Genomic DNA, 26933 nt, shown 5'->3' with positions numbered 1-26933 from the left:
CGGGGCGCGGTAGGGGCCGTGGCGCGACGCTTCCGGCGGTGACCACGATCCACACCCTGGGCCCTTCCGGGACCAATCTGGAGAAGGCCGCGCACCACTGGTTCGCCGAGCGGGGCGTCGACGGGAAGGTGCTGCTGCACGCGGAGGTGGAGGACGGGCTCGACGTCATGGGCTTCGACGGCACCGAGGCCATCCTCGCGTGCGCCGTCTACCCCCGGCTGCACGACCTGGTCTTCCAGAACCTGCACCGTCTGGAGATGGCCGACAGCTTCCTCCTGGACACCCATGACATGGTCCTCGCGGGCCGGGCGGACGGCACCGGGGTCCGCACGATCGTGTCGCATCCGGCGCCCAGTTGTCTGGTCGAGGGCCGGGGCGCCGTGTCCCTGGCGAGCAGCAACTCGCGGGCCGCCGCCCTCTGCGCGGCCGGTGAGTTCGACGCCTGTGTGACGACGGGTCCCTCCGCCCGGGCGGAGGGACTGCGGGTGCTGGAGAACTTCGGCCCCGTGCCGATGGTGTTCACGCTCCATGTGGGCAGGCGCGGCTCCGCGGAAGAGGCGGTGTGATGGCCGGCGAGGCGAAGGATCCGGCGCCGTCGGCGGGCCGCCGGGGGCTGCCCGCCGCGTTCCGGGCACTGCGGGTCAGCGAGGCGGTGTCCTCGGCCGGTTCGCAGCTGACCCTGGTGGCGCTGCCCGTCCTCGCCGCCGCCGGTCTGGACGCGTCCCCATCGCAGATCGCGCTGCTCAGCGGGGCGCAGTTCGTCCCGGTGCTGCTCGTCACCCCGTTCGCGGGGCGGCTCGCAGACCTGCGGGACCGGGCGCCGCTGCTGTACGCCGCGCACTTCGCGCGGGCGGTGGTGCTGATCCTGGTGGTGGGGCTGTCCGCGGCGGCGTGGCTGGACTACCCGACGCTGTTCGCCGCCGCGATGCTGCTGGGCGCGTTCACCGCGCTCTTCGACACCGCCCTCCTCGCGTACGTCCCCGACACCGTGGACACCGAGGATCTGACCCGCGCCAACGGGCAGTTGGCGGCGGTCAACGCGGTCTCGCAGACGGCCGGTCCCGCCGTCGGAGGTCTGGTCGTGTCGGGGCTCGGTCCCGGTCTGGCCCTGGCGCTGGACTCCGTGTCGTACCTGTTCGGCGGGGCGGCGCTGCGGGCCCGCCGACAGCCCTCGCGTAACCGGGCGAGCAGGGAGAACGCGTCGATCCGCGCCGGGTTCGCCGCGGTCGCGGCGTCCGATCCGCTGCGTCGGCTGGTGGCGGCGGGCTCCCTGTTCAATCTGGCCGAACAGGTCGCCCTGAGCGTGCTGTTCATCGCCGTGGTGCAGGAGGCCGAGCACTCGGTCGCCTTCCTGGGCATCGGGTTCAGCGCGGCGGGCGTGGGCAGTGTGCTCGGCGCCAGGGCCAGCGCGCGGTACGGCGGCGGGAGCGGTGCCCGGTCATGGGTGTGGGCCCTGCTCGTCTCCCAGGCGGCGCTGCTCGCGGCGTTGTGGGCGCTGGGCCTCGGCCTCTGGGGTGCGGCGGTCTTCCTGGTGAGCATGTCGGTGTACGGCGCGGCCATGGCGTTCTACAACGTGCATTCGCTGACACGACGTCAACTGGTGTCGCCCGAGGGGATGCTGGGCCGGGTGAACGCGGTGTACCGCACGTTCGCCTTCGGGACGATCCCGATCGGCGCGGGCGCCGCGGCCCTCCTGCTGCTGTTCACGACGGCGGCGGTGGCGGCCAGCCTGGTGGCGGTCCTGAGCGTCGTCGCCACCTGGGTCCTGGCCCGGGGCACGTACACGACCGAGAGGCAGGACGAGGCATGGACGACCCCCTGACGCCGTTCACGGTGGGCGAGCTCGACCGCCTCGACCCCTCCGGGACCGGTGTGCCGTGGCTGGACGAGGCCGGTTTCTACACCTCCCGCCGCTGGACCGCCTCCCAGGAGGGCGACCGGGGCTTCGTCACGGCGTATCTGGCGGGCCGGGACACGACGAGCGGCCGGACCAGCGCCCTGGTGCCCTTCCACACGGCTTCCGGCGGCGACAGCAACCCGCTCTACAACGAGTCCACCCTGCTCGGGCACACCCCCGGGACGCAGGTGCTGGCCGGTTCGCGGACCGGCTACGACAACCGGGTGCTGCTGGACCCCGCGCTGTCCCGCGAGGAGCGCGCCGGGCTGCTCGGCTCCCTCTGCGGGCGGCTGCTCGACCGGGCCGAGGAGTACGGCGCGGAGCACGTGTCCTGGTGGTACCTGCCCGAGGCGGAGACCCGGGAGCTGGCCGCGCTGCCCGGCTTCGCGACGGTCGCCGCGCCCTGTCCTCCGACGGCCGCGGTCCTGCCGCGCGGCGCGGACTTCGACGCGCACGTGGCGGCGCTGCCCTCGTCCCGGCGTTCGCTGGTGCGGCGCGATCTCAGACGGCTCGCCAAGGGCGGCTACCGGTCGCGGACCGTGGTCGCCGACCCGGCGGAGCTGGAGCGGTACGCGCCGCTGGTCGTCCAGGTGCAGGCCCGGCACGGCGAGGAGCTCAGCGAGGAGGGCGCGGTGCGGTATCTGCTGCGCTGTCTGAGCGTCGGCGGCGCGGACGTGGTCGTCACCGAGGTGCTGGACGGGCGGGACCGGCTCGCCGCCTTCGCCCTGGGCATCGTCCACGGCCGGACCCTGCACATGCGGGTCTTCGGCTGCGACTACGCCGCCGGGCACGGTGAGGCCGGGGAGTACTTCGAGGCGACCGTGTACGGTCCGCTGCGGCTCGCCCTCGACCGGGGTCTCGACGCCGTGCACCTCGGGGTCACCTCGTACCGGGCGAAGTCCCTGCGCGGCGCCGAACTACGCCCGCGCCGCACCCTGTTCATGTCCCGCGCCGGCCGTCCGCTGCCCGTTCCCGCGCCCGACTGGGCGTTCCTCGGGGACGACGAGCGGTTCGTCGCCGGAGTCTCGTCGGAGGTCCTGCCGTGCTGATCGTCGTCCAGCCCCTGTCGGCGGGGGTCCGGCTCGCCGCCCGGGTGGTGGCGTCGGGGACGCCCTGTCTGATCCCCACCCAGTTCCCCGAGCTGCTCCCGCCGGAGGTCACGGCGGGCGCGACCGTCGTCGACTGGAGTCCCGACCGGGGCGTGGCGGAGCTGCTGCGGATCGTCGGGGAGTGCGGGGAGCGGCCGACCGGGGTCGTCGCGGGCTTCGAGTACGTGGTGCCGGAGAGCGCCGCCCTGGCGCGGGCCCTCGGGCTTCCGGCGCTGGGCGCGGAGGCGGCGGAGGCGGTGCGGCAGAAGGACGTGATGCGCCGCTGGTGCGCGGAGCGCGGGGTGGCCTTTCCGCGTTCGGTACTGGTGGAGCAGGGGGTGCCGGGGCCTTGTCCGCTGCCGTTCCCGGTGGTGGTGAAGCCCGTCGACTGCGGCGGGAGCCTGATGGTGAGCCTCTGCCGGGACGAGGAGGAGTACGCGGCGGCGTGCGCCGTGGTGCACGGGCCGGGCGAGGTGAGGTTCCATCCGAACCCCCGGCGGGCCGCGCTCGTGGAGGAGTACGTGGAGGGGCCGGAGTTCTCCCTGGACGGCTGGGTCGACGCGGCGGGGCCGCATCTGGCGAGCGTCACCACCAAGTTCCTCTCGGCGGAACCGGACTTCTTCGAGACGGGACACATCGCGACCGCTCCGGAGCGCTCGCCGCACGGCGTGGCCCTGGAGGAGTTCGCCCGGCGGGTGGTGGAGGCGTTCGAGCTGTCGGTGGGGCCCTTCCACATCGAAACGCGGATCGACCGCGACGGGCGGCCGGTGCTGATCGAGGTCGGCGCGCGGCTCGCCGGAGACAACATTCCCGAGCTGGTGCTCGCGGGTCCCGGGGTGGACCTGTGCGCGGCGGCGGCGGACGCGGCCCGTGGGCTGCGGCACGATCCCGGTCCGCTGTCGCCGGTGAGCGCGGGCCTCGCGTTCGTGACGACGCGGCGGGCGGGGCCGTACGCGGGGACGCTGACCGGCACCGCTCCGTTCACCGGGGCGGGTGAGTTCCGGGAGCTGGTCCCGGAGGCGGAGCCGGGCACGGTGCTCGATCCGGGCGACATCTTCCGCAACCGGGTCGCCCGGCTGCATTTCGAGGGAGCCCTCGACCAGGTCGAGCGTCTGGTCGCCTCGGTCATCTCAGAGGTGGAGGCCGACGTCGAGGGCGTCGGTCTCCAGGACAAGGAAGGTGCCCACGCATGAGCAACGAACTGGTGGTCACACCCACCGCCACCCCCCGTCCGAGGCCGGAGGCGGACGGGCCCGCCACCCCGGTCCTCACCGATCACGCCTTCTTCATGCGGTCGGGGAAGCGCCGCACCTGGCAGGGGCTCACCGTGGCCGACCGGGACGCGGTCCCGGCGCTGCGGCCCACCGCGGGCGCGGTCCTGGCCGGTCAGTCGGTCGTGGACACGTTCACCGCGTACCGTACGGCGGACGGTCCGATCGCCGTGTTCCGGCCGGACAGCCACCTCAAGCGGCTGAACAACGGCGCCCGCAGGCTGGCCCTGCCGCAGGTCGACTTCGACCGGGTGTGGACGGCGGTCCGCGCCCTGGTGGAGCTGGACCGGGAGTGGATCCCGGCGGGTCCCGGCGGGGCGCTGCACCTGCGCGCGGTCCTCGCCGCCGACGGCACGGGGCTCACGCCCGGCCCGGCGGACGCCTGCCTGTTCTACGTCCTGGCGTCGGTCGCCGACCCGGCGGCGGCGGGGCGGCCGGTGCGCGCGATGACCCTCGACGGCTACGTCCGGGCCTGGCCCGGCGGCACCGGGGACGTCAACGACGCCGGGTCGCTCGCGGCGGCGGTGGTGCCGGGCGAGGTCGCGGCGAACTACGGCTACGACCACGTGCTGTGGCTCGACGGGCCGCAGGGCCGCTTCGTGCAGCAGATCGGGAACCTCAACGCCTTCTTCGTGATCGACGGGGTCCTGACCACTCCGGCGCTCGACCGCACGGTGCTGCCCGGGGTGACCCGCGACTCCGTCGTGAAGCTGGCGCGGGACGCGGGCACCCGGGTCGTGGAGCGGCCGGTGGAGCTGGCCGAGGTGCTGAAGGGCATCGCGGACGGCACGGTCACCGAGTGCTTCGCCACCGGCGGCGGGGCGGGGATCGCGCCGGTGACGTCGCTGGGGCACCAGGGCGAGGAGCACCGGTTCGCCGCCGGGGAGACCGGTCCGGTGACGGCCCGGTTCCGGGGGCTGCTCGACGGCGTCCACCGGGGCGAGGCCGTCGACCGCTTCGGGTGGATGCGCCGGCTGACCGAGGTCGCGCCGGTCCACGCGTGAGGGCGTCACACCCCCTGTGACACGAGCCGCGGCGGGAACGCCGGGAACGAGACCGCGGAGGTACCGAGAATGGCGTACGTCGTCACCGACGAGTGCATCGGCTGCAAGTACACGGACTGTGTGGACGTCTGCCCCGTGAGCTGTTTCCACGAGGGCCCCGAGATGCTCTACATCGACCCCGAGGAGTGCATCGACTGCAACGCGTGCGTCGCCGAGTGCCCGCCCGAGGCCATCTGGGCGGACGTCGACCTGCCGGAGGAGAAGCTCCAGTGGATCGAGATCAACGGAGAGAAGAGCGCCCAGTACCCGGTCCTCCTCAAGAGCCGGGGTCCCCACGGGGAGCCCTCCAGCCAGCCTTCCTGATCAGAGAGTGGGAGCCGAGGCCATGACGACCTCTGTCGAGAACCCCTTCATGCTCGGGCTCGACTCGAACTTCTATCTGAAGGACGAGTTCGAGAGCCCCGAGAAGCGCACCAACGTCACCTGGTTCTACCCCAAGATCTGCGCCTTCCAGGACGCCCTCGACGACGAGGCGGAGAAGGCCGAGTACTTCTCGTTCCTGGAGCGGCAGTCCCACCCGGAGCAGACGGACATCCTGCTCTACTTCCACATCCCGTTCTGCGAGGCGTTCTGCAACTTCTGCGCGTGCTTCAAGGAGTCCGCGGCGAAGTACCAGGGCGAGCGGCAGAAGCGTTTCGTCCAGGCCATGGTGAAGGAGATCCAGCGCAACGCGCGCTCGAAGTACTTCCAGGGGACGAAGATCAAGTACGTCCAGTTCGGCGGCGGCACGCCCTCCGCGCTCGAACAGGACTCGATGGCCACCATCCTGGAGGCGGTGCACCGCGAGTTCGACCTCAGCGAGGTCGACGGCATCTCCCTGGAGGGCAGCCCGCTCGGGCTCTCCCAGGACGGCTACATCGAGATGCTGAAGTCGCTGGGCATCACCCGGATCTCCTTCGGCGTGCAGACCCTCGACGAGCAGATCCGGCGCAAGCTCACCATCAAGGCCACCGTCGAGCAGGTCCACCGCACGGCGGAGAACATCCGCAGGGCGGGCATCCGGACCTTCGCCCTGGACCTGATGTACAACCTGCCGGGCCAGGACGACGAGGTCCTCGGCCGGGACCTCCAGGGCATCTGCGCCGAGCTGCGCCCCAGCTTCGTGCAGACCTACCGGTTCAACCAGTGGGAGGGCACCCGGCTCGACCAGCAGATCCGGGCGGGCAAGGTCGCCGACGTGAAGCCGTCGGGCACCATCGAGCGCGAGCAGTACCGGCAGATCAAGGACGGTCTCGCCGGGTACGGCTACGACAAGCAGCTCCTGATCAACTTCTTCACCCATCTCGACGACTCGGGCGAGATCGGCCTCAACCACGCCTGCGGCGGCAACGGTTACCGCGCCAGCTACACCCTGGGCATCGGCCCCGCCGCCGAGAACTACATGGGCGAGCGCAGCTACCGCAACCACACCGACGTGGACCGGTGGATGCGGGAGGTCGAGGAGGGGATCATCCCCATCGAGCAGGGCCGCATCTGCAGCGAGGACGAGGTCGAGAACCGCGTCATGGTCTTCTTCCCCGTCTTCGGCACGGTACGGAAGGAGGACGTCGCCAACTTCGAAAAGTACCGCCGCGAGGTGGACTGGCTCGTCGAGGGCGGCTACGCGGTGGAGACCGACGAGGACCTGACGCTCACCGAGGTCGGCCGGGAGAACGCGGGCAACATCGCCTTCCTCTTCTACTCCGACGAGGAGAAGGCGCGGGCCCGCCGCACCATGTACCTCTCGCTCAAGAACAAGCGCAACCCCTTCCACCAGGACGCGCAGAACATTCCCAGGACCCCGCTGTTCCTGCAGACCCGGCCGAAGACCGCGGACGAGACCGCCCCGGCGAAGACGCCCGGCGAGGGTCCCGCCGCGCCCGAGAGGAGCTGAACCGAGGGTGAGCGACCGCAAGAACCGGGCGGACATCGAGGACGACCTGCGCGGGGTCATCGCCGAGATCTTCCCCCATCAGAAGGTCGAACTGGCTTCGGACACGCCCCTGTTCAACGGCGGTCTCTCGCTGAACTCGACCCAGATGATCGAACTGACGCTGGCCTTCGAGACGTTCTACGACATCGAGCTCGAACCCGAGCTGCTGACCGTCGAGAACTTCGCGACCCTGGGCTCGCTGTCCGAGCTGCTCGACGAGCTCCTGGACGACGAGGTGTCCCCTGTCTGAGATCTCCACGGCGGGAGCGGGGCCGCACCGGCCCCGCTCCCGGGCGGACGCGCGGATCGTCCTGATCCACGGGAACGCCGGAGCGAGCGTCGAGGGCATCTGGTTCCCCTATCTCAAGCGGGAGCTGGAGGCCCTCGGCCACCGGGTGGTGGCGCAGACCTTCCCCGACCCCATCAAGGGGCGGCTGCGGTTCTGGCTGCCGTACCTCACGGACGTCGTACGGCCGGACGAGAACACGGTGATCGTCGGGCACTCCTCCGGGGCGCTCGCCGCGTTCCGGTACGCCGAGACGGCGCCGCTGCTCGGCACGTTCGCCGTGGCCGGACACCACACCGACTGCGGCTACGAACTGGAGCGGCGCAGCGGGTTCTTCGACCGGCCGTGGGACTGGGACGCCATCCGCGCCAACCAGCGGTTCATCGCCCAGTTCCACTCGAAGGACGACCCCTGGGTGCCCCTGGAGGTCGCCGAGGAGCTGCACGGGCTGACCGGCAGCGACCTGACCGTGCTGGACGGCATGGGCCACTTCGGCTCGTACGAGCAGCGGATGGACACCTTCCCGGAGCTGCTCGAAGCGATCAGGCTCCGGCTCGACTCCCCCCTCACCTGGCAGGAGGACCGATGAGCGGACGGGCGGAGGGCGGTGTCCCCGTGTACGCCGACGAGATCCTGGAGGCCCGGTCCACGAGCGAGGCCACGGCCGTGGTGGCGCTGGACACCGGCGAGACGGTGTCGTACCGGACGCTGGCCCGGCGCACCGAGGCCCTGACCGGGCTCCTCGCGGCGCTCGGTGTCGGCAGGAGCTCGACCGTCGCCCTGGTGATGGACAAGTCGATCGCCTCGGTGACGGCGATGTGGGCGGCGCTGCGGCTCGGCGCCCGGTACGTGCCGGTGGACGAGTCGCTGCCCGCCGCCCGCGTCGCGCTGCTGCTCGCCCGGTGCGAGCCGACCGTCACCCTCGTCCACCCTGGCCACCGGGCGCTCCTCGACGGGGCGCCGGCGGGGCGGGTGGTGACCGTCGGGGACGGCCCCGGGGAGTGGGACCCGGGGGCCGAGTCCGCTCCGCGTCCGGGGGCCGACCCGGCCGGGCGCGACCCGGACGACGCCGCGTACGTGGTGTTCACCTCGGGTTCGACGGGCTCCCCCAAGGGTGTCGTGATCAGCCACCGGGCGCTGTGCGCCTTCCTCTCGGGGGCGCAGGAGACGGTCGGCTTCGAGGAGGGGATGCGCTTCCTCAATGTGGCGCCGCTGTTCTTCGACGCCTCCGTCGTGGACCTCTGGTCGACGTTCCTGGTCGGCGGGAGCGTGCATCTGCTGCCCCGGCTGCGGATGCCGACGCAGATCACCCGGGCGGTCGAGGAGTGGCGGATCACGGACACGCTGCTCGTCCCCTCGGTGATCCGGATGCTGGTGGGCCGCTTCAGCGACGCGGCCCGCCGTGACCTCGGCTCACTGCGGCGGCTCTGGTTCGGCGGCGAGTCCTGCCCGGTGGCGGTGCTGCGCGCGTTCGCCGAGCGGGTGCCGGGTCTCACGTACGTCCACGGGTACGGGCCGACCGAGACCACGCACAGCGCGACGCTGTTCCTGGTGGACGACATCGCCGGGTACGAGGAGGAGTTCCTCCCGATCGGCGGGCCCCTGCCGTCGGTGGACGTGCTCGTGGTCGACGACGCCCTGCGGCCGGTGCCGGACGGGGCCACCGGGGAACTGCTCATCGGCGGGCCCCAGGTGATGACGGGGTACTGCGGGGAACCCGCACGCACCGCCGCCGCCGTGGTGGAGCCGCTGGGACCCGGGGGCGGCCGCTACTACCGCTCCGGCGACTACGTCCGCCGCCGCGCGGACGGCGCGCTCGTGTTCCTGGGCCGCCGCGACGACGCACTGAAGATCAACGGGAACCTCGTCCACCTGTCGGAGGTCGAGGCGGCGACCCTCGCCGTGCCCGGGGTGGGCGACTGCTGCGCGGTGCCGGAGGAGCACGCCCTGACGGGCCGGGCCATCACCCTCTTCGTCCTGGGCGGCGGACCCGGTCCCGGCGACGGGCCCCCGGGGGAGCCGGAGCTGCGCCACGCCCTGGCCCTGCGGCTGCCCGACTACATGCTGCCCGCCCGGATCACCTTCCTCACCGACGAGGACGTGAACCTGACCCCGTCCGGCAAGCTCGACCGGCGGCGCCTGCGGGCGCTCACGACCGGCTGAAGGGAAGGCACCCATGGTGGAGGAGGAGTTCGCCCGCTTCGAGGAGCGCGGCACCCTCACCGTCGTCCCCCGCTCGGCCGGCGGACGGCGGATCGGCTCCGACCCCGGGCAGCTCCTGCGCCACCCCGTGACGGAGTTCCTGCCGCCCCCGGGGTCCGTGGACCGGCTCGCCGACGCGTACGCCCGCGAGGGGCTGCTCGTCGAGGCCCGCACCGGCGCCGGACTGACCGTGTCCGGCGGGAACACCCTGCTCGCGGAGGTCTTCGGCAGGCCGGTCCGCCCGGTCCGCAACAAGTACATCCGGGGTTCCGTACGGTACGAGACCCGGGCGGCGGGCCCCCTGCGTTCCCGTGTGCTGCCCCAACTCGTCGACGACGTCCAGGTCCCCAGGTCCGGCTTCGAACTGGCGGTGAGCGCCACGCCCCCGCTCCCCCGCACCGACCGCTTCCTGCGGCTCCCGGAGGACGCGGTACGGGTCGCGGGCGCCGGGCCGCTGCACGCCGCCGGGATCAGGGGCGACGGCGTCCGGGTGGTGATGGTCGACACCGGTCTCTACGCGCATCCGCACCACCGGGCGCACGGCTACACGACGTCCGTGGTGCCCGCGCTGGCCGCCTTCGACCCCGCCGCCGACGAACGCGGCCACGGCACGGCCATGTCGGCGCTGCTGCTGGCGGTCGCGCCCCGGGCCGAGCTGACCATGGTGAAGATGGCGAACGAGGGCTTCTCGTTCCCGCTGGCGGCGTTCCAGCGGGCCGTGCAGCTGGCCCCCGACGTCATCTCGTGCAGCTGGGGCACCCTGCGCGCCGAGCCGCAGCTGCACCTGGAGGTCGCCGACGCCGTCCGGCGGGGCATCACCGTCCTGTTCGCGGCGGGCAACGGCTCCACCGACCGGCCCTCCGCCATGTTCCAGTCGGTGGCCACGCCCGGCGCGCTCACCGTCGGCGGGGCGCACCTCTCCCCCGGGGGCGCGCTGCGCGCGGCCGACCTGGCGTCGAGCTACCGCTCGGCGGTGTTCCCCGGCCGGAGCGTGCCGGATCTGTCGGGTCCCTGCGGACTCCTTCCCCACGGCGACTACATCGTCTTCCCGACCCAGCCGGGTTGTCTCTTCGACCGGCGCAACAGCGCGTACGACGGGACCGCCCCGGACGACGGCTGGCTGGTGTCCAGCGGGACGTCGGGGGCGACGGCGTACGCGGCGGGCGTGGTGGCGCTGGCGGTGCAGCGGGGTGTCGGCGGGGGCCGTGCCCTACGGGCGGAGGACCTGGCGGACGCCTGTCTGCCGGTCACCGAGGGGGTGACGTCCACCGGGGACGCCTGCGGGGGCAGCTGCCCGAACAAGGCGGTCGGCCTGGGCCTGCTGACGGCGGGCGGACGCGGGGCCTGAACGGCCCGCCCGTGTGGGGCCGCGAGCCCCGCGGGCGGGCCCTTCCGTGTGTCCGGGCCCGCCCCGGACGGCCCGGGGCGGGCAGCCGCCGGACCGTCGGGGCGCGGTCCCGAACGGGGCGCACCGTCGGGAGCGCGGTCCCGGACGAGGTGGACCGTCGGGGCGCGGTCTCGGACGCGGCGCACCATCGGGAGCGTCGTCTCGGACGAGGTGTCTCAGACGAGGCGGTGCATCCAGCCGTGCGGGTCCTCCGCCCGGCCGAACTGGATGTCCACCAGTCGGCGGCGCAGCCGCATGGTCACCGAGTCCTCGGCGCCCGTGTCCGGGGCGACGACCTCGCCGCCGTCCCACACCAGCCGTCCGACCGGGGTGACGACGGCGCCGGTGCCGCAGGCGAAGACCTCCCGGATCGCGCCGGTCCGCGCCCCTTCCTGCCACTCGGTGATCGGCACGGGCCGTTCCTCGACCTCCAGGCCCGCCTCCTTGGCGAGGGCCAGGATGGAGGCGCGGGTGACGCCCTCCAGGATCGTGCCCAGTTCCGGGGTGACGAGCCTGCCGTCGTCGGTGACGAAGTAGAGGTTCATCCCGCCGAGTTCCTCGACGTACCGGCCCTCCGCCGCGTCCAGGAAGCAGACCTGGTCGCAGCCGTGCTCGGCGGCCTCCCGCATCGGAGCGAGGCTCGCCGCGTAGTTGCCGCCGCACTTGGCGGCGCCCGTACCGCCGCGCCCGGCCCGGGTGTAGTCGGTGGAGAGCCAGATCGACACCGGCTTCACCCCGCCCGAGAAGTACGGGCCGACGGGCGAGGCGATCACCATGTACGTGACCTCGGCGGCGGGCCGTACCCCGAGGAAGGGCTCGGAGGCGAACATGAACGGGCGCAGGTACAGGCTCTGTTCCTCACCGGTCGGCACCCAGTCGCGGTCGGCCCTGACGAGTTCGGTGACCGATTCGAGGAACGCGGACACCGGGAGTTCCGGCAGGGCGAGGCGCCGGGCCGAGCGCGCGAACCGTTCCCCGTTGGCCTCCGGACGGAAGGTCCACACCGACCCGTCCGCGTGCCGGTAGGCCTTCATCCCCTCGAAGATCTCCTGCGCGTAGTGCAGGACCGCCGCCGCCGGGTGCATGGGGATGGGGGCGAACGGAATCACGGCCGCGTCGCCCCAGCCGCCGTCCTCCGTCCACACCGCGCGGGCCATGTGATCGGTGAAGTACTGGCCGAACTTGGGGTCGGCCAGGATCTCGGCGCGCCGCTCGGGACCGGCGGGACGGGGGTGGGACTGAAGCGTGAACCGCAGACTCATCGCGGGGACCCTCTCGGTCGGCGCTCGGTATCGGCGCGCGCGTGCTCCATCATGGGTGACGGCACGGCACCATATCGGCCGATCGCGCGGCGGAGCAAGAGAGTTGGATCTTGGCATGATGATCGGATCGATGAGCGGCGGCGAGGCCGCGCGGAAGGCCGACGGGAGTCTCGGGGAGAGCGGCCGGGACGTCGGGGAGGCGGCGGCGCGGGCGGCCCGCGCCCTGATCGGCAGACGGGTCCTGAACGTGGGCACGGACCTGGTGGAGGTGGACGAGATGCGGGCCGTCCTGGAGCGTCAACCTCGCTTCGCGGAGCGGGTGTTCACCGAGCAGGAACGCGCCTACTGCGGCATCCCGGCGGACTGCGCCGAGCGGTACGCCGTACGGTTCGCCGCCAAGGAGGCGGTGCTCAAGGCGCTGGGGGTGGGCCTCAACGGTTCCGTCCTCACCGAGATCGAGGTGGTCCGCGACCCGTCCGGCAGCCCCTCGCTGCGACTGACGGGCCGCGCCGCCGCGCTCGCGGAGGAGGCCGGGGTGCGCTCCTGGCTGATCACCCTCACCCACACCCGCACCCTGGCCCACGCCTTCGTGGCAGGACTGTACGAGGACTGACCCGGTGCCGGACCACGACCCCGGGGGCCCCGGCCGGGCCTGATGGGCCGACGCCCGACGGTGTCCCGGGAGCAGGGCGCACGGGCCGGGGCAGCCGTCGTGCGCGCCCGGCCGGGGCCGTCGGCGCAGCCCCCGAACTCGGTCCGGGTCCGGTTCAGGACACCCGCCGTTTCCCCCGCGGTTCCCCGCGCGTCGCCGACGGCCCCGGGGTCCTGGTCGGCGCCCCGTTCGGCGTAGACGGCGGAGGTGTGCGCCTGCCTGAGAACGGGCACCACGGCTTCGAGTGAGACCGTCACGCGGTGGATCCTGGCACGGGGTACTCACAGCCCCTCAAGGGACCATCAGGACGATCTGCCCCGGAAAGTCCGTCATACATCGCTTCCTATGGCCGTACACCGCGTTGAGTCCGGCGTGGAGAGACGCGCAGCCGCACGGGGCATCGGCACCCCGCAACCACCACCCCGGCAGAGGGAACCGACCGGCCCTCCGCAGGACCCGCACGCCCGGCACCGGGCGGCCGTGCGCCCCCACGACCCTTCGGCAGCCACCCCTCGGTACGGAGCACACCACGGCCCTCCATCGCCTTTCGGCCACCCCGAGAGCCCGTCACCGTCCCTAAGGAAACCTCTGTGAGAAGTCTCAGAACGCTTGCCGCGACGCTCGCGACCGCGGCGGCACTCCTCTTCACCACCCTCGTCTTCCCGACGCCTGCCGCCGCCGACACCGTGCCCGTCGACACTCCGCAGAGCCTGCGGTACGTCACCTACAACATCTGCGGCCACTCCTGCCCCGAGCGCAAGGGTCCGGCCCCGGGGGGCTACAGCAACGCGCGACGGATCGCCGCCGTCGTCGCTGAGGCGTCCGGCCCCTGGAAGGCCGACCAGATCCATCTCCAGGAGGTCTGCCGGCAGCAGTACGACGAACTCGGCGCCAAGCTCGCTCCCCTGGGATTCAGCGGGAATTTCGCCGCCACCGTCACCGACAAGGCGACGGTCTGTGGCGGCCAGGCGTACGGCGTCGCCGTCTTCGTCAAGGGCACCGTCGTCCGTACGGCGACGATCGAGCTGACCCAGAGCAACGAGAGGGAGCTCATCCGCGTCCCCTGCGTGCAGAGCCTCTACCGGTCCAGGCTGAGCTGGGCCTGCTCCATCCACCTGTACTGGGACAACAACTCCCTGCGTGACGCCGAGGCCGCGGTCCTGCGCCGACAGGCCGAGAGCTGGGAGCGGGCCGGGACCCCGGTCGTCCTGGGCGGCGACTTCAACGGGTTCCCCAACGAGAACTTCATGGACGGCTTCTACCGCCCCGCGCTCGGCGGCGGCGCCGAGGGCGTCTTCGACGAGGCGGACCAGACCGACAACAACCCCCGCAACACCCCGGCGTGCGCGGCCGGTACCGCGCTCTGCCGTGGTGGCGAGCCGACGTTCACGGGCCCCGGCTGCCCGCCCGTCACCGTGCCGGAGACCCTGACCGACTGCAAGATCGACTACATCTTCTTCAGCTCGCGCCACTTCAAGCACATCGTCGGGGACTCCATGCCCCTCGACAACAGGGTGACGGACCACCGCATGGTGCGCGGCGCGGCCGACTGGCTCGGCTGACCACTCCCCGGTAACCCCGACCGGTGGGGCGAAGCCCTCCGTACGGAGGGCTTCGCCGTACCCACCGCACAGGGGACGTCGACCCATCCCGCCACACGATTCTGGGAGCGCTCTCAGCGGCCCGGGGCTGCGGATATCATCCCCCGGGGGCGCGCACGGCCGCCCGCCGTGCGACGCAGCCGAGGAGCGCCCGACTTGTCCGAGCAGACCACGGGGTCACGCCCCACGCTGGAAGCCGTCGCCGCGCGCGCGGGCGTGTCCCGCGCCACGGCCTCCCGGGTCGTGAACGGCGGTGCGGGTGTCCGCGCCCCACTGGTCGAGAAGGTCCGCAGGGCCGTCGAGGAACTCGGTTACGTGCCCAACCACGCGGCGCGCACCCTGGTCACCCGCCGCAACGGCGCGGTGGCGGTGATCATCGCCGAGCCCGAGTTCCGGATCTTCTCCGACCCGTTCTTCGAGCAGCAGGTACGGGGCATCAGTCGTGAGCTGACCTCGTACGACGCCCAGTTGGTGCTGCTCTGGGCGGAGGGTCCTGGCGATCACGACCGGATCGCCCGCTATCTCGGCGGGGGGCATGTCGACGGGGCGCTCGCCTTCTCCCTGCACGGGGAGGACGCGCTGCCCGGCGTGATCGGCCGGGCCCGGGTCCCCGTGGTGCTCGGCGGGCGTCCGGCGCCGGGGACCCCCGGGGTGCCGTTCGTCGACTGCGACAACCGTGGCGGCGCCCGGGAGGCGGTACGGCATCTGGTGGGTCTCGGCCGCCGGAACATCGCGCACCTCTCGGGGCCCCAGGACCAGACGTCCGCCCTCGACCGGCTGCACGGCTACCGCGACGTCCTCGTCGACGCCGATCCCGCCCTGCTGTGCCAGGGCGACTTCACCGAGGAGAGCGGTGCGCGCGCGATGGCGGAGCTGCTCGACCGGCGGCCGGACGTCGACGGGGTGTTCGCCGCCAACGACCTGATGGCGGCCGGTGCGTTGCTGACCCTGCGGGAGCGGGGGCTGCGGGTGCCGGAGGACGTGGCGGTGGTCGGTTTCGACGACATGGCGTCGGTGGTCCGCAGGACCGACCCGGCCCTGACGACGGTGCACCAAGACGTGGAGGGCATGGGCCGGCTGATGGTGCGGCTGCTGATGAGGCTCCTCGACGGGACCGGCCCCGGCGTCCCCGCCTCCGTGATCACCCCCACGTCCCTGGTCCGCCGCGCCTCGGCCTGAGGACCCGCGCACACCAGCGGGCGAGGGCGGCGGCCCGGGGTGTCTCCCCCGGGCCGCCGCCCCTTTCCCTCCGCGCCGTGCGGTCAGCCGTACGGGATCACGAGCACCGAGCGGTCCGTGCCCGTCTGGAGCCGGGAGTCGGCGTTCCCGATGGCGCTCCACACTTCCAGGCGGACGGTGCCGCCGCGCAGGTCGGCGAGGGTGCCGGTGGTGGACCGCAGTCCGCGTGCCTGGCCGTACTCCTCCCAGCCCGCCACCGGGTCGGTCGCGAAGTACTGGTAGGTCTCGGTGCGGTCGAAGGTGCCGTCGCCGGTGAAGTCGTAGCTGATCCTGGCCTGCTGGCCGAGACCGACGGCCGTACCGGCGTCGACCTGGAGGCGGAAGGCGGTGGAACCGCCGCTCCTGAGCGTGCCGTCGACGTTCCGGGCCTGGTAGACGAGGGGCCGGTTCGGGGTTCCGTCGTAGGTCCCGCCCTGCGCCGAGGGGACGGTGTCGCTGACGGCCGTCGTGCCGGTGGCCGTGGTGAGCGTCCCCCCGGTGCGGAGCTGGAAGGTGTTCCCGGTCGGGGGCTCGGGGTCGGGTCCCGGGCCGCCCGTGCCGGTGCCGGTCACGGTGGAACGGGGCGGTACGGAGAGAGACTTGCCGTCCGAGAAGGTGACCGTGCGGGTGGTGGAGCCGTGGTTGTGGGCGGCGTACGTCCGGGTGGCGCCCTTGGTGAAGACGGCGGAGGTGGGGACGGAGCCGGTGACGGTCGCGTCGGGTGCGCCGAGGGTGTCGAGGGCGGTGAGCCAGTGGTAGGTGTGGGCCTTGGACTCGCCCGCCTCCGGGGTGTATCCGGCGTTGCCCGCGTCCCACTTGGCCTTGGCGGCGGCGGGGTCGGCAAGGGACTGGAACTCCCACAGGATGTCCCGCCATTCGACGGCGGGACCGCCGTTCTCGCGTTCCATCTCGGCGATGTTGCGCCGGATCGCCGCTTTGTGTCCGCCGAGATGGAGCGAACCACCGGTCACGGGAAGGACGTTGATGCCGTGGATCTCCTCGGGGTTGGCGGTCCACCAGGTGGCGTACGCGCCGCCGCTGCCCCAGACCATGCCCACGGTGTCATGGGCGAAGGAGCCGGGGAAGACCTGCTGGTCGGCGTCGAACCAGTACTGGGCGACGGCCTCGCCCTCGGTGGTGAGGAGGTAGGCGCCGAGGTCGCGGAGCGCGGTGTCGCCGGTGGCGGAGCCCCAGAGGACGAGGGCGGCGCTGAGGTTGGTGGACTCGGAGGAGGACTCCTGGTTGTTCCCGGCGGCGAAACCCTGGTGGCCGCTGGCCCAGCTGTGCCCCGCGTAGACGTCGAAGCCGCGCAGGAACGGGAAGGCGGTGTCGGTGCGGCTCGGGTTGGCGGTGTCGCGGACCAGCGTCCTCACCATGGTGCCCCAGGCCGAGTCGGCGGCCCAGCCGGGGTCGTACTGGGCGACGATCGCGGCGGCGTACACGTAGTAGCCGTAGTGGAAGTGGTGGTCGTTGAGCTCGGTGTCGCTGCCGTAGGAGGCCGGGTATCCGGTGAGGGTCTTCCAGACGCGGTCGTACGAGAACTCGTTGGCGCCCCCGGCGGTGAACCAGTCCTGGAGGCGCCCCTTCATCTGGCCGAGGAGCTTGTCGCGGAGCGCGGTGTCTCCGATCTGGTCGGCGAGCGGCACCAGTTGGGCGAGCTTGCCCAGCGCCTTGCCCGTCCAGTAGGTGTCGACGGCCCCGGAGAAGGGGTCTGCCGAGTTCGCCACCTCGGCGAGATGGCCGCGCAGTCGTGTGGTGTCGGCTCCGGTGCCGCCGGGCAGTGCGGGCAGGACGGCGGCGGAGCGCTGGGAGGTGCTGAAGGAGGCCGCCTCGCGGACCTTCATGGTGCCGCGCGGCGAGACGTAGGTGTACGGGGTGAGCGGGTCGGTGGTGTGCAGCCACTGGTGGCGGTAGAGCGCCTGGAGGGTGCCGCGTTCGGCGCCCTCCTTCGCCTCGGTGGTGAGGGAGTAGGTGGCGCGGACGGTTCCGGCGTCGTAGGCCCAGTTCACGGTGGAGCCGGTGACGAAGCTGTACGCGTACTTCCGGTAGGTGGCGAGGGCGTCGGTGGACGGCAGGACGGCGACGGAGAAGTAGTCCCGGCCGCCCAGCCCGGCGGTGACGGTCGTGCCGGAGACGGTCCAGTCGGTGCCGGTGGGCGAGAAGAGGGCGTAGTGGTGGCCGGCGACGGTGATGCCGAGGACGTTGCCCTGGTCGGCGAAGACGGCGGGCGGCGCGGCGGTGGTGATCCGGGCGTCGCCGCCGGTGCCCTTCGCGTACACGAAGGGCAGGCCGTGGCCGATGGTGGTGCGCAGGGTGCGGGTGCCGTCGGACCAGTAGGGGGTGACGGTCCAGTCGGACCAGGCGTCGGCCTTGGTGTCGGGCGAGTTCAGGCCGGTGAGTCCGAGGGTGAGGTCCCGCTTGTGGGGGAACTCGTACTGGCGTCCGTCGCCCACGATCGCGGGGCTGGTCGGATAGCCGACCTCCAGGCCCCCGGCGACGGCCTGGTAGGTGAGCGGATGGCCGTACATGGGGGTGGACCAGGGGTTGTCTCCGTACCGCTGGAAGGCGAGGGAGGACCACCAGTCGTTGGTCGGGACCGGCTTGCCCTGGGCCGCGGCGGTGACCTTGGGAGTGACCGGCGCGCCGGTGTTCGTTGTCGGGCCGGAGGCTCCGGCGGGCCGGGTGTCGGAGTAACTTCCGGCGCCCGCGGGGACGGTGGCGGCCACGGCCGGGGTCGCGGCGGGGCCGAGCCCGAGGGCGGCGAGGGCGGAGACCAGGACCAGCGCGGCGGCGGGCCTGGTGCGGGGGGCTGGCATGTGCGGCACCTCATGTCGTCGGGACGAGTGGGGGCACGGGGACACACGGGCAGGCGACCGCACGGGAGGAGGACCGCGAGGAGTCCCCGGTGGCCTCCCGGCACCTTCGGTCGCCTTCGGACTTCGGTCGCAGGTTTCGGTCGCAGGTCTTCGGCCGTCGGTCGTCGGCCTTCAGTCGTCGGCCTTCAGTCGTCGGCCGTCGGCCGTCGGCCAACGGCCGTCTTCGGTGGTCGTCGCTCGTCTTCGAGTGTTGTCGAGAGCGCTCTCAGAACGCCGGAAACGTAGAACCGTCGAAACACGCGTGTCAAGAGAGTGAACACAAGCGGCAGTTGACACCGCTTCTCGTCCGTTACGCCTTCGAGCCTTGACGGATCGCCTTCTTCACGGGCACGCTCCCCCGCATGGTTGAGAGCGCTCTCAGTCGCTCAATCCCATCGATCCGCTCCCCAGGGGCCGCCTTCGGGCGCTCCCGTCCGTCCCGCCCCGCCCGCTTCCGGAGCCGAGGAGGCTTCCCCCATGCCCATCGCCCGAGCCGCCATCACCGTCCGTTCCGCCCCGGCCAGAAGAAACGCCGTCCGTCTCGGCGCGGTCACGCTCGCCGGGACCCTGCTCGCCGCCTGCGGATCCTCCGGGGGCGGCGCCGCCGACGGAGCGGGAGGCCGGATCACCCTCACCGTGGACCTGTTCGGCTCCTTCGGGTACAAGGAGGCGGGTCTGTACGCCGAGTACGAGAAGCTCCACCCCGGCGTCACCGTCAAGCAGACCGACACCGAGGACGAGAACGACTACTGGAAGTCCCTCCAGACCCGGCTCGCCGGGGGCGGCGGCCTCGCGGACGTGCAGGGTGTCGAGGTCGGCCGGATCGCCTCCGTCGCCCAGCAGCAGTCCGACAAGTTCGAGGATCTGAGGAAGTACGGCGCCGAGGGCCTCAGGAACGAGTTCGCCCCGGCCAAGTGGGCCGCCGCCACCGGGCGCGGCGGCGAGGTCCTCGGCCTCGGCACCGACGTCGGCCCCGAGGCCATGTGCTACCGCACGGACCTCCTCCGGCAGGCCGGACTCCCCACCGATCGGGCCGAGTTGGCGAAGAAATGGGCGACCTGGGACGGCTATCTGGCCCTCGGCAAGCAGTACAAGGCCAAGGCGCCCGGCAGGAGCGCCTGGCTCGACAGCGTCGGCAGCCTGTACTCGATCATGATCGGTCAGGAGAAGGAACGGTACTACGACGCCTCGGGCAAACTGATCTGGGAGGAGAACCCCGCCCTGCGCACCGCCTGGGACCATTCTGTGAAGGCGGCCCGGGACGGGCTGAGCGCCAAGCTCGACCAGTGGTCCCCGCAGTGGAACCAGGCGTTCGCGGCCGGGTCCTTCGCCACCATCCCCTGCCCGGCGTGGATGCTCGGCTACATCAAGGGCCAGGCCGGTGAGAGCGGCAAGGGCAAGTGGGACATCGCCGCGCTGCCCGGCGGCGCCGGGAACTGGGGCGGCTCCTACCTCACCGTACCCAGGGCCGCGAAGCACAAGAAGGAGGCGTACGAGCTGATCAAGTGGCTCACCGCACCCGAGCAGCAGCGGCGCCTCTTCGAGAAGCAGGGCAACTTCCCGTCGGCGACGGGCGCGATCGACAAGGTCGCCGGTGCCAGGGACCCGTACTTCTCGGGCGCGCCCATCGGGCAGATCTTCGGCGACGCGGCGAAGGCCGCCCCGGTCCAGGTGCTCGGCGTGCACGACCAGAACATCGCCCAGCAGATCACCAACGCGCTGAGCGAGGTCGAGCGCAAGGGGGTCTCGCCCGACAAGGCGTGGTCGAACGCGAGGAAGGGCGTCGCCAACACCATCGGCTGACGCCGCGCCCGCAGGGCCGGGACGCGGCTCCCGTCGGAACCGGCGCGTCCGGTGACCGCGCGAACTGCCCACGGCCCGCACCGCACCGCACCGCCGGAGCGCGACTCCGGCAGCCCTCCCGCTCCCCGGGCCGCGCCCCTTCCCCGCCCCTCGCGCCGCGCCGCCCGGCACCGGTCCGACGGAACTCCCCGACGCCGAAGCGGTATTGCTCCCCTGATCCGCACGCCGCGACCGGATCACAGGCCCCGACGCACCCCGTCCCCCGACCCCCTCACGCCCTCCTGCCGCGATCCCGCCCCGTGTCCCCGTTCCCTTCGAAGGGCCGCACCGTGACCCTCGCCCCACCCGCGTCCCCGGCCCCGCCGAGGTCCGTCCCGCCGCCCGTGCGGCGGGGTCCTGTCCGGCGTGCCTGGCAGACGTTGTCGCCGTACGCCTACATCGCTCCGTTCTTCACTCTGTTCGCCGCCTTCGGTCTCTTCCCGCTGCTCTACACGGCCTACGTCTCGCTGTACCGGGTGGAGCTCCAGACGCCCGGCACCATGGAGTGGCGGGGGCTCGGCAACTACACCGCGCTCTTCGGGGACGAGTACTTCTGGACCGCGCTCCGGAACACGTTCACCATCGGTGTGCTGTCCACCGTGCCGCAGCTGGTGATGGCACTCGGGCTGGCGCATCTGCTCAACTACCGGATGCGGGGCCGGACTTTCCTGCGCACGGCGGTCCTCCTGCCGTACGCGACCTCGGTGGCCGCCGCGACCCTCGTCTTCGCTCAGCTCTTCGGCCGGGACTTCGGCCTCGTCAACCAGCTGCTCGGGGTCGTCGGGGTCGGTCCCGTCGACTGGCAGAACGGCACCGTCGCCTCCCAGATCGCCGTGTCCACGATCGTCGTCTGGCGCTGGACCGGCTACAACGCGCTGATCTACCTGGCGGGGATGCAGTCGATCCCGAACGAGCTGTACGAGGCCGCCGCCATGGACGGCGCCTCGCGGTGGCGCCAGTTCTTCCACGTCACGCTGCCGGGGCTGCGGCCCACGATCCTGTTCACGGTCGTCGTCTCCACGATCGGTGCGACCCAGCTCTTCGGGGAGCCGCTGCTGCTCGAAGGGTCGGTCTCGGGCGGCATCTCCCACCAGTACCAGACGCTCGGCCTCTACCTGTACGAACAGGGCTGGGGCTTCTTCCATCTGGGCCGGGCCGCCGCGATCGCCTGGGTGATGTTCCTGCTCATCGTGGTGCTCGTCGGGCTCAACGCCCTGATCGTGCGCCGCCGTTCCCGTAAGGAGGCCGGTCGATGACCGCGCAGGCGCGTCGGCGACCCGGCGCCGCCAGGGCGGGCCGCACCCTGCACGCGGGGCCGTTGGCGTACGGGATCCTCGTCCTCGCCGTCCTGGTCTCCGCCTTCCCCTTCTACTGGACGATCGTCGCCGCGAGCCGGTCCAACGCCGATCTGGCGCGGGTCCCGCCGACGCTCCTGCCGGGCCCGAACCTGATCCGCAACTTCGAGGCGGTCCTCGAAGAGGCGGACATCGGCAAGGCCCTGGTCAACTCGTTCGTTGTCTCCGGCTCGGTCACCCTCGGCACGGTGCTGTGCTGCACGCTCGCCGGTTTCGCCTTCGCCAAGCTCCGTTTCCGGGGCCGGGGCGCGCTCCTCGCGGTCACCGTGGGCACGATGATGATCCCGCCGCAGCTGGGGGTGATCCCGCTGTTCATGCTGATTGCCGAACTCGGCTGGGTGAACCAGCTGCAGTCGGTGATCCTGCCGGGTCTGGTGTCGGCGTTCGGGGTGTTCTTCATGCGCCAGTACCTGGTGCAGTCGCTCCCGGACGAGCTGATCGAGGCCGCGCGGGTCGACGGCGCCTCCACGGGCCGGATCTTCTGGTCGATCGTGGTGCCGATCGCGCGGCCCGGCATGGCCGTGCTCGGGCTGCTGACCTTCATGGCCTCCTGGAACGACTTCTTCTGGCCGGTGGTCGCCCTCACCTCGTCCGAGCCGACCGTGCAGGTCGCCCTGCGCCAGCTCGGCGGCGGCTATGTGCACGACCAGTCCGTGATCATGGCGGGCGCCCTGCTCGGGACGCTGCCGGTGCTGCTGGTCTTCGGTCTCCTCGGCCGTCAGATCGTCGGCGGCATCATGCAGGGCGCGGTCAAGGGCTGACCTCCCGCCGCAGCGCCGCCCCTTCCTCCTCCGACCTCTCATCCCAGGGAGTCCCCCTCTCATGACCGCGCTCGACGCCCGTACCGACCGCACGACCGTCCTCCGTTTCCCCGCGGGTTTCCGCTGGGGCACCGCCACCGCCGCCTACCAGATCGAGGGCGCCGCCGCCGAGGACGGCCGGACCCCGTCCATCTGGGACACCTTCAGCCGGACGCCCGGGAAGGTCCGCAACGGCGACACCGGTGACATCGCCGCCGACCACTACCACCGGGTCGACGAGGACGTGGCCCTGATGGGACGGCTCGGGGTGACCGACTACCGCTTCTCGGTCTCCTGGCCCCGGGTGCAGCCGACCGGACGCGGTCCCGCCGTGCGCAAGGGCCTGGACTTCTACCGGCGGCTCGCGGACCGGCTCCTCGACGCGGGCATCCGGCCGGTGGTGACGCTCTACCACTGGGACCTGCCGCAGGAGTTGGAGGACGCCGGGGGCTGGCCCGAGCGGGAGACGGCGTACCGGTTCGCCGAGTACGCGGGCATCATGGCGGACGCGCTGGGTGACCGGGTGGCGACCTGGACGACGCTCAACGAGCCCTGGTGCGCGGCGTTCCTCGGCTACGGCAACGGGGTGCACGCCCCGGGCCGCACCAGTGATGTCGCCGCGCTGCGGGCGGCCCATCACCTCAATCTGGCGCACGGGCTGGGCGCGCGGGCACTGCGCGGTGCGCTGCCCGGTACGGCGGAGGTGTCGCTGACGCTCAACCTGCACGCGGTGCGCGCCGGTTCGGGATCGGCCGGGGACGTGGACGCGGCACGCCGGATCGACGCGGTCGGGAACAGGCTCTTCCTGGACCCGGTGTTCCACGGGCGGCTCCCGGAGGACCTGGTCCGGGACACGGCCGCGGTGACCGACTGGTCGTTCGTACGGGACGGGGACCTGGCGGCGGTGGCGGCGCCGATCGACTCGCTCGGCATCAACTACTACGCGCCGTCCGTGGTGGCGGCGGGTTCCTCGGAGTCGCCCTCGCCGTGGGCGGGGGCCGAGCGGCACGTCCGCTTCGAGCCGGTGCCGGGTCCGCGTACCGCCATGGACTGGCCGGTGGACGCGGACGGGCTGCACGGGCTGCTCGTCCGGCTGCGGGACGAACTGCCCGGCGTCCCGCTGGTGATCACCGAGAACGGTGCGGCGTACGACGACTACGCCGATCCGTCGGGCCGGGTGAAGGACCCGGAGCGGGTGGCGTACCTGCGCGCGCATCTGACGGCGGTGCACCGGGCCCTCGCGGACGGCGCGGACGTCCGGGGCTACTTCCTGTGGTCGCTCCTCGACAACTTCGAGTGGGCGTACGGCTACAGCAAGCGGTTCGGCATCGTGCACGTGGACTTCGCGAGCCAGCGCCGGACCCTCAAGGACAGCGCCCGCTGGTACGCGGAGGTCATCGCGCGCGGAGGTCTGGCGGACGGCCCGGTCTGAGACGGACGGTGAGTCGGGAGACGGCCGGTCCCTGCCCGGAGAGGGCCGGTCCCTCCAGGAGGAGGCCGGTCTCTTCGGGAGGGGGCCGGTCTCTTCGGGAGGGGATCGGTCCCTGCCCGAGCGGGTCGGTCCGCGGAGGGGGCGCCGCGGTACCCCCCTCGGGCCCGCGGCGCCCCCGGTCATCGGGCGGTCCTCGTCACAGGCGCTGCCACAGGGCCGGGACGTTCGACGGTTCCCAGCCGGTCTGGGCCTGGTGGCCCTGGAGGCAGCGGTAGCTCGCGCCGCCGTGGGTGACGACGTCACCGGCCGCGTACACCTTGCCCGCCGACCAGGTGCCGCCGGGCTCCGGCTCGCCGGGTCCGGGGCCGGGGCCGGTCCCCGAGGTCTTCAGGGTCAGGCCGTAGTTCTGCAGCAGCGGGTTCAGCGGCTGGAAGAAGGTGGTGCCGCCGCTGGAGCAGTTGCCCGAGCCGCCCGAGGTGACGCCCTGGGCCTGGCTGCCGGAGATGTACGAGCCGCCGGAGTCGCCCGGTTCGGCGCAGACCGTCGTACGGGTCACCCCGGAGATGGTGCCCTCCGGGTAGGTGACGCTGGTGTTGTGCTGCTGGATCGTCCCGCAGTGCCAGCCGGTGGTGGAGCCCGAGCGGCACACGGAGGAGCCGACGGCGCCCAGGACCGAGCCGGTGACCTGGACGTTGGCGCCGCCGGAGCCCTTGACGTAGGGGGTGGAGGTCCAGTTGGTGTTGGCGGCGACCCAGGCCATGTCGTTGCCGGGGAAGACGGAGCCCTGGAAGCTGCCCTGGGCGACCTGGTTGAAGCCGCTGGTGGTGGTGCCCGCGCGGCCGCAGTGTCCGGCGGTGGCGAAGCCCTGGGTGGTGCCCCGGGTGACGGCGAAGCCGACGGAGCAGCGCCCGCCGCCGCCCATGTAGTACGCGTCGCCGCCCCGGATGTCGTACAGCGGGCGCGGTGCCTCCGTCGTGCGGACGACCCGGACGAGCGCGGCAGGGACGCCGGTGGCGCCGACCAGGCGGGCTCCGGCTCCGGCCCGTGCCTCCTCGACGACCAGGACGTTGGCGCGGACGTCGACGTAGCGGACCGGCGCGTCGGCGGTGGCGGACCGGTCGAGGGCCTCCTTGGCGCGTTCCAGGACGGCGAGTCCGTGCGGGACGAGCCGGGGGGTCGCCCCGGTGGCGCGTATCGCGGCGGTGTCGGCGGCCCGGGTGGTGGCCACGGTCAGCCGTCCGGCGTCGGCTCCGTCGAGCCAGGCGCCCGCGAAGGAGCCGCCGAGGTCCTGGCGGAGCCGGGCGGCGGTCGCCCCGGCCTCGGCCTCGTTGGTCAGCCGGGTGAGGGCCTGGGCGCGGCTGAGGCCCAGGTCGCGCTCCATGGCCCGGAGCACCTCGGGGCGGGTGGCGTCGACGCCGAGCGCGCCCGCCGCGGACCGTGCGGCGGGGTGGGGGGTTCGGTCGTGGGGGGCCGCGGTGGCGGTGCCGGTCTGGAGTCCGGCCAGCGCCATTCCGGCGGCGGCCAGGGCGGTACACGCCGCGCGGGCGTGTCGTCGGAGCATGGGGGTCTCCTCGGTACGGCGTTCCCGGTGCCGGTCTCCCGGTCCCGGTGGGGATGCTCGAACCGTAGGGACCCCGGCGGGGCCGCGGGAGTCACCGGTCGGCCCCTGTCATCGCGTTATGCCCGTACGGGGTTCGGGGGCGGGCCCCTCCCCGTTCGCCAGGAGCTGCGCCTCCGGGGCGGTGGCGCGTCCCGAGCTGGCCGCGAGGGCTTCCGCGTGGGCCGCCCTGGTGTGTCCGAGGACGGTGGCGGCGCGGCTCGCGGCGCGGCCCTCGGGGTGCCAGCCGAGGAGGTGGCGCCAGAGCAGCGGGGCACCGGCCAGGGCCCGGGTGACGATGCCGGGGGTGGCGGGGAAGGTCGCCCGGCACAGTCCGACGGCCCGGCCCACACGGACCAGGTGCACACAGGAGGCGGTGTCCGTCTCGTAGACGCAGGCGGGGGTGAATCCGGCGCGTACGCAGGCGGCGGCGAAGCAGTCGCCGAAGCAGCCGTCGCCGGGGACGTCGGTCCATGCCTCCGCCGCCAGTTCGGCGAGGTGGATCTCGGTGCGGGGCGCGAGGGGATGGTCGGCGGCGAGCATCACGTACACCGGGTCGCGGGCGACCTCGGTCCAGGCGAGCCGTCCGGCCTCGGGCGGGCCGCTCTCGCCGCAGACCCCGACCAGCGCGAAGTCCAGCCGCCCGGAGACCACCCCGCCGGCGATCTCGCGCTCGGACCAGGAGGTGTACGTGGAGACGAGGGCGCCCGGGTCGGTGCGTGCGATCCGGTCGACCAGGCCGCCGAGCAGTGGTCCGTGGGTGCCGCCGAGCCGGTATCCCTCGGCGCCCTGCCGGGCGAACCGGACGGCCTCCTCCTGGAGTTCGCAGACGGCGGGGAGCACCACCCGGGCCCGTTCGAGGACGAGGTCACCGAGTGCGGTGGGCCGAACGCCTTCCCGGCCGCGCTCGAACAGGGCCCCGCCGAGGGCCCGTTCGATCCGTTTGAGCTGGGCACTGAGGGCCGGCTGGGCGAGTCCGAGGAGCGTGGCGGCGCGGGTGAGACTCCCGGCGTCCGCGATGGCCCGGATCGTCTTGAGGTGCCTCAGTTCCAAATCCATGTAAAGAGCTTGACGCCCAGGGCCCTGGCGGTCCATACCAAGGCGGGAACGGGCGGGGGGGGCGCCCCCCCCCCCCCGGCGGGGCCGCCCCCCGGCGCGACGGGGGGCGGGGGGGGCGCGCGCCGGGCGGGGGGGGGGGGGGCGGGGGGCGGG

At 72.8% G+C, this 26933-nt stretch carries 22 protein-coding genes; 18 read left to right on the top strand and 4 right to left on the bottom strand.

Features of this window, described 5'->3' with window-relative positions:
* Positions 1–38 precede the first annotated feature (38 nt).
* The 11 genes from ACIRQY_RS03540 (at position 39) to ACIRQY_RS03490 (ending at position 11068) form a co-directional block, all read left to right on the top strand.
* The gene (locus tag ACIRQY_RS03540) at positions 39–566 is read left to right on the top strand and encodes a bacilysin biosynthesis protein BacA (RefSeq protein ID WP_403922162.1); all 528 of its coding nucleotides are present in this window, start codon (positions 39–41) and stop codon (positions 564–566) included.
* Complete coding sequence (locus ACIRQY_RS03535; RefSeq protein ID WP_403922160.1) at positions 566–1822, top strand: MFS transporter; 1257 nt, start codon at positions 566–568, stop codon at positions 1820–1822. Before ACIRQY_RS03540 ends, ACIRQY_RS03535 begins: the two co-directional genes overlap by 1 nt.
* Entirely contained in the window at positions 1807–2946 is a 1140-nt protein-coding gene (locus ACIRQY_RS03530; RefSeq protein WP_403922158.1) for a GNAT family N-acetyltransferase, read from the top strand. The genes ACIRQY_RS03535 and ACIRQY_RS03530 overlap by 16 nt, the downstream gene beginning before the upstream one ends.
* Complete coding sequence (locus ACIRQY_RS03525) at positions 2940–4178, top strand: acetyl-CoA carboxylase biotin carboxylase subunit family protein (RefSeq protein WP_403922156.1); 1239 nt, start codon at positions 2940–2942, stop codon at positions 4176–4178. Before ACIRQY_RS03530 ends, ACIRQY_RS03525 begins: the two co-directional genes overlap by 7 nt.
* On the top strand, positions 4175–5260 hold the full coding sequence (locus ACIRQY_RS03520) for an aminotransferase class IV (protein ID WP_403922154.1): 1086 nt from the start codon (positions 4175–4177) through the stop codon (positions 5258–5260). The genes ACIRQY_RS03525 and ACIRQY_RS03520 overlap by 4 nt, the downstream gene beginning before the upstream one ends.
* A 69-nt stretch (positions 5261–5329) precedes the next feature.
* Positions 5330–5623: a ferredoxin family protein gene (locus tag ACIRQY_RS03515; RefSeq protein WP_351784079.1), complete on the top strand. Its 294-nt coding sequence runs from the start codon at positions 5330–5332 to the stop codon at positions 5621–5623.
* A 22-nt stretch (positions 5624–5645) separates the two neighbouring features.
* Entirely contained in the window at positions 5646–7193 is a 1548-nt protein-coding gene (locus ACIRQY_RS03510) for a radical SAM protein (protein ID WP_351784077.1), read from the top strand.
* Between the two features lie 7 nt (positions 7194–7200).
* Positions 7201–7482, top strand: coding sequence for an acyl carrier protein (locus ACIRQY_RS03505; RefSeq protein ID WP_403922152.1), 282 nt, complete (start codon positions 7201–7203; stop codon positions 7480–7482).
* On the top strand, positions 7475–8107 hold the full coding sequence (locus ACIRQY_RS03500; protein ID WP_403922291.1) for an RBBP9/YdeN family alpha/beta hydrolase: 633 nt from the start codon (positions 7475–7477) through the stop codon (positions 8105–8107). Before ACIRQY_RS03505 ends, ACIRQY_RS03500 begins: the two co-directional genes overlap by 8 nt.
* Entirely contained in the window at positions 8104–9681 is a 1578-nt protein-coding gene (locus tag ACIRQY_RS03495; protein WP_403922150.1) for an amino acid adenylation domain-containing protein, read from the top strand. Before ACIRQY_RS03500 ends, ACIRQY_RS03495 begins: the two co-directional genes overlap by 4 nt.
* Positions 9682–9694: 13 nt before the next feature.
* Entirely contained in the window at positions 9695–11068 is a 1374-nt protein-coding gene (locus tag ACIRQY_RS03490; protein ID WP_403922148.1) for a S8 family serine peptidase, read from the top strand.
* A gap of 215 nt (positions 11069–11283) precedes the next feature.
* Here the strand turns inward: ACIRQY_RS03490 and ACIRQY_RS03485 are convergent, their stop codons facing one another.
* Positions 11284–12369 (bottom strand): branched-chain amino acid aminotransferase, encoded by a 1086-nt coding sequence (locus ACIRQY_RS03485; RefSeq protein ID WP_403922146.1) that lies wholly within the window; start codon positions 12367–12369, stop codon positions 11284–11286.
* Between the two features lie 115 nt (positions 12370–12484).
* Between ACIRQY_RS03485 and acpS the strand changes: the two genes are divergently transcribed.
* The 3 genes from acpS (at position 12485) to ACIRQY_RS03470 (ending at position 15801) form a co-directional block, all read left to right on the top strand.
* The gene (gene acpS / locus ACIRQY_RS03480) at positions 12485–12982 is read left to right on the top strand and encodes a holo-ACP synthase (protein ID WP_351784068.1); all 498 of its coding nucleotides are present in this window, start codon (positions 12485–12487) and stop codon (positions 12980–12982) included.
* A gap of 629 nt (positions 12983–13611) precedes the next feature.
* Positions 13612–14583, top strand: a complete 972-nt coding sequence (locus ACIRQY_RS03475) for an endonuclease/exonuclease/phosphatase family protein (RefSeq protein WP_403922143.1) — start codon at positions 13612–13614, stop codon at positions 14581–14583.
* A gap of 195 nt (positions 14584–14778) precedes the next feature.
* A complete protein-coding gene (locus ACIRQY_RS03470) occupies positions 14779–15801 on the top strand; it encodes a LacI family DNA-binding transcriptional regulator (RefSeq protein WP_403922142.1) in 1023 nt (340 codons plus the stop codon).
* An 83-nt stretch (positions 15802–15884) separates the two neighbouring features.
* Here the strand turns inward: ACIRQY_RS03470 and ACIRQY_RS03465 are convergent, their stop codons facing one another.
* Positions 15885–18656 carry a glycosyl hydrolase gene (locus ACIRQY_RS03465; protein WP_403922140.1) on the bottom strand — a complete coding sequence of 924 codons (2772 nt, stop codon included), beginning with the start codon at positions 18654–18656 and terminating at the stop codon, positions 15885–15887.
* A gap of 516 nt (positions 18657–19172) precedes the next feature.
* On the opposite strand from ACIRQY_RS03465, the gene ACIRQY_RS03460 reads away from it, so the two are divergent.
* The 4 genes from ACIRQY_RS03460 (at position 19173) to ACIRQY_RS03445 (ending at position 24124) form a co-directional block, all read left to right on the top strand.
* A complete protein-coding gene (locus tag ACIRQY_RS03460; protein WP_403922138.1) occupies positions 19173–20498 on the top strand; it encodes an extracellular solute-binding protein in 1326 nt (441 codons plus the stop codon).
* A gap of 329 nt (positions 20499–20827) precedes the next feature.
* Positions 20828–21793: a carbohydrate ABC transporter permease gene (locus ACIRQY_RS03455; protein ID WP_403922136.1), complete on the top strand. Its 966-nt coding sequence runs from the start codon at positions 20828–20830 to the stop codon at positions 21791–21793.
* Entirely contained in the window at positions 21790–22653 is an 864-nt protein-coding gene (locus ACIRQY_RS03450; RefSeq protein WP_403922134.1) for a carbohydrate ABC transporter permease, read from the top strand. The genes ACIRQY_RS03455 and ACIRQY_RS03450 overlap by 4 nt, the downstream gene beginning before the upstream one ends.
* 61 nt (positions 22654–22714) lie before the next feature.
* Positions 22715–24124, top strand: coding sequence for a GH1 family beta-glucosidase (locus ACIRQY_RS03445; RefSeq protein WP_403922132.1), 1410 nt, complete (start codon positions 22715–22717; stop codon positions 24122–24124).
* A 196-nt stretch (positions 24125–24320) separates the two neighbouring features.
* Here ACIRQY_RS03445 and ACIRQY_RS03440 read toward each other — a convergent pair whose 3' ends face one another.
* Positions 24321–25685 carry a carbohydrate-binding protein gene (locus ACIRQY_RS03440; protein WP_403922130.1) on the bottom strand — a complete coding sequence of 455 codons (1365 nt, stop codon included), beginning with the start codon at positions 25683–25685 and terminating at the stop codon, positions 24321–24323.
* A gap of 108 nt (positions 25686–25793) precedes the next feature.
* On the bottom strand, positions 25794–26780 hold the full coding sequence (locus tag ACIRQY_RS03435) for a LysR family transcriptional regulator (RefSeq protein ID WP_351784048.1): 987 nt from the start codon (positions 26778–26780) through the stop codon (positions 25794–25796).
* Between the last annotated feature and the right edge of the window lie 153 nt (positions 26781–26933).

This window comes from Streptomyces sp. NPDC101490 (assembly GCF_044767145.1).
Classification (GTDB): Bacteria; Actinomycetota; Actinomycetes; order Streptomycetales; family Streptomycetaceae; genus Streptomyces.
Note: the sequence above shows the minus strand (reverse complement) of the source record. Positions and strands in the feature narration are given on the sequence as shown.